Genomic DNA, 2,587 nt, shown 5'->3' with positions numbered 1-2,587 from the left:
CCTCGACCCGGCCGCCATGCTGGTCATCGATGTCGTCCCGTGCGAGGATGCCCACGCCCAGGGGCGGTCCCTGATCGATCAGGTTCTGCCCGGAGTCGAGCCGGGCGACCTCTGGATCGCCGATCGGAACTTTTGCACCACCCGGCTGGTCTTCGGCACGCTCGCCGAGTTCAAGAAGGATCGGGATCTGTTTCACTGACACGATAAGACCGCTTTCATCGACGACTTTCCAAGAGCCCGCCCCGCCATGAGTCACCAAGACGACACCTTCAAAGCTCGCAAGCGAGCGAGCACGCATTCGTTGAGCACGCCCCACATGCGCGCGCTGCGTAAGGAACTGCTGATCGCGCGCGCCGACGTCGAGCGGATGGAAGTGGTGCAGGCGAGCACGTACCTGCGCTATTCGGTGAAGCATTTCAGCGTACTGAAGTTCTTGATGCCGGGACGCCGCACTGGCCGCAAGGGGTCGGGTAGCGGGGGCTTCATGAGCCGGCTGAGTGGCTTGAGCAGCCTGGGCGGCTGGTTCAACAGCCGGGGATTGGGTTTGCTGCTCAAGCAGTATCCCGTGGTGAGTTCGCTTACATCGCTCTTGCTCGCCAAGCCTGTCCGCGCGCGTCTGCTGCGCAGCGCGAAGCCCATCCTCAAGTGGGGCGGATTGGGTCTCGTGGGCTGGGAAGCTTATAGAGTATGGCAACAGATCAGGTCTACGCCGCCCGACGCATCGGCGGATGCGTCGCAAGAGACCGTCGGTCCCCACGCCTGAGCTGAGTCGTACGCTCATTTGCCGTTCCAGCACGCCGCCACTTTGGGCGGCGTCAGTTTTTCGGCCAGCCGGTTCGACATCGCGCCCGTTGCATCCAGCGAGAAGACGCCACAAGCGTCGCCGGCGCTCACCGGTTCTGCTTCGATCGAATAGCCACCGTTCGCGTCCGATTCGCCGAGCATCCGCAACAAGTAGATCGCCGTCCCATGGGCCGGCGCCTGGTCTAAGCCGACTGGAAGCCGGGTGGCCGACTCACTGCCCGACACGGTCCGCGCGCTCTCGATAAATTGTGCAGCTCGATAAAGCGCCGCGATCGCGTCCAGTCGATGCCCCTTCGCCACGTGTTGCTGGTACGCCGGCATCGCGAACGTGGCAATGATCGCCGCGACCCCGAGCGTAATCATGAGTTCCAGTAACGTGAATCCCTTGGTGCTCACGGCGACGTCCCCTGAAACGGTCGCGCCACGACGCGTCGCCAATGCTGCACCACGTGGCCTTCCACGATATTGATCTGTTGTTGCAGCCAGACCTCGCTGCCCATAGTTCGGCCGAAGCCTCGCGCCGTGATCAGAAACGCGCCCGCCTGCCCTTGAACCAGCGCCGGCCATGCTTCGATCAGGCATTGGGGCGGCCGTGCCGCATGGGGCCACGATGCAAACGGCACAATCGAGTCCGCCGATGCACCTTCGAACGAAGCCTTCAGGCGCCATTGGACGGGTTCTCCAGCGAGTGGATCGGAGGGCGTCTTTTGCCCGGACATCGACTCGATTGCGACGCGTGCGCATCGATTTAACGCGCTGTCGGCGCTGTGGAACGCCAGCACCCGATCGCCGGAATGAGCGGTTGCGCGGGCACGCACCAGCGCCATTTCGAACGACGCTGCGGCGGTGACGAGGAGCATGGAAGACATAAGCAGTACGATCGGCAACGCGGTGCCGCGCGAGTAGACTCGTTGTGTCATGACGACTCCCCGCTTCGTCCATTGCGCAACGCGATGCGACGCCAAAAGGCTTGCCGCATACGCCCGTCGGAAGACATGACCAACGTACCGTCGCAATCCGTGTAGCGAGGGCGCACCGAAGCACTACCCAACTCGCCGCGCACGAGCACGCATAGATCGGCGGCGACGACCAACGGCCAGCGATCACGCGCGATCGCGTTGGCGTCGACGGCGAACGATGCGTCCTTCAGCCAGTAGTCAATCTTGAGTCGCTCGATTCCCTCGACAAGCGGCTGTCCCGTTCCCGGTTTGCCGCTTCCCTCGCAATACAGTTCGGGCTCGACTGTTGACGAACTCGCCTTCGCGTAGAAGCGGTTGGTGATCTGCTCACCCGACGAGTTCTGGCCGAGGCAATCGGTTGAGGAACCCGACGAAGACGGCCACGTTGAAACTGTATCGGCTGCGTAGCGGACAAGGACGCCGTCGGAACGACTTGTCAGCGTCTCGCATGACGGCGCATTGTCGGCGCCGACCGGACGCCCCTTCGTGCAACCGAAAAGCGTGGGCAGGTTTCCCGTCAGTGAATTGCTTGCCGACACAAAACCCGCCATTTGCATCTGCTGGCCAATCAAGTCGAGCGCGGTGGCTGCGGCTTCGTGCAGACGCGCAGTTTCGGCGGCGCGCTCGAAGGAAATTCGCTGGCCGCGATACAGCGAAATCATCGCCAGGACGATGACTAGGCCGAGGGCCACCGATATCGATAATTCGAGCAGTGTATGGCCACGTTGTTCTTGAATGGAATGAGTCATCGCGCGAACGCCACGGCCACGCACGCCAGCTTGGCGCCCATGCCCGGCTCCGCGCAGAGCTGTCCGCTGTCAGGG

At 62.9% G+C, this 2,587-nt stretch carries 4 protein-coding genes and 1 pseudogene; 2 read left to right on the top strand and 3 right to left on the bottom strand.

Annotated elements, in window-relative coordinates; genetic code table 11:
* Positions 1–199 (top strand): annotated as a pseudogene (locus WCA53_RS21030) (hypothetical protein); the annotation flags it as partial.
* A 48-nt stretch (positions 200–247) separates the two neighbouring features.
* A complete protein-coding gene (locus WCA53_RS21025) occupies positions 248–763 on the top strand; it encodes a DUF3318 domain-containing protein (RefSeq protein WP_423915182.1) in 516 nt (171 codons plus the stop codon).
* A 14-nt stretch (positions 764–777) separates the two neighbouring features.
* Here the strand turns inward: WCA53_RS21025 and WCA53_RS21020 are convergent, their stop codons facing one another.
* Genes WCA53_RS21020 through WCA53_RS21010 form a run of 3 tightly spaced genes read right to left on the bottom strand, consistent with a single transcriptional unit; the run spans position 778 to position 2,512 of the window.
* Positions 778–1,200 (bottom strand): type IV pilin protein, encoded by a 423-nt coding sequence (locus WCA53_RS21020; RefSeq protein ID WP_423915180.1) that lies wholly within the window; start codon positions 1,198–1,200, stop codon positions 778–780.
* On the bottom strand, positions 1,197–1,724 hold the full coding sequence (locus tag WCA53_RS21015; protein WP_423915178.1) for a pilus assembly PilX family protein: 528 nt from the start codon (positions 1,722–1,724) through the stop codon (positions 1,197–1,199). Before WCA53_RS21015 ends, WCA53_RS21020 begins: the two co-directional genes overlap by 4 nt.
* Positions 1,721–2,512, bottom strand: coding sequence for a PilW family protein (locus tag WCA53_RS21010; RefSeq protein ID WP_423915175.1), 792 nt, complete (start codon positions 2,510–2,512; stop codon positions 1,721–1,723). Before WCA53_RS21010 ends, WCA53_RS21015 begins: the two co-directional genes overlap by 4 nt.
* Positions 2,513–2,587: the final 75 nt, after the last annotated feature.

Origin of the sequence: Caballeronia sp., from assembly GCF_049581465.1 — a bacterium.
Taxonomy (GTDB): domain Bacteria; phylum Pseudomonadota; class Gammaproteobacteria; order Burkholderiales; family Burkholderiaceae; genus Caballeronia.
Note: the sequence above shows the minus strand (reverse complement) of the source record. Positions and strands in the feature narration are given on the sequence as shown.

Coding starts and splice junctions, on each gene's coding strand:
- WCA53_RS21025 (WP_423915182.1), top strand. CDS start 248: ATGAGTCACCAAGACGACACCTTCAAAGCTCGCAAGCGAGCGAGCACG.
- WCA53_RS21015 (WP_423915178.1), bottom strand. CDS start 1,724: ATGACACAACGAGTCTACTCGCGCGGCACCGCGTTGCCGATCGTACTG.
- WCA53_RS21010 (WP_423915175.1), bottom strand. CDS start 2,512: ATGACTCATTCCATTCAAGAACAACGTGGCCATACACTGCTCGAATTA.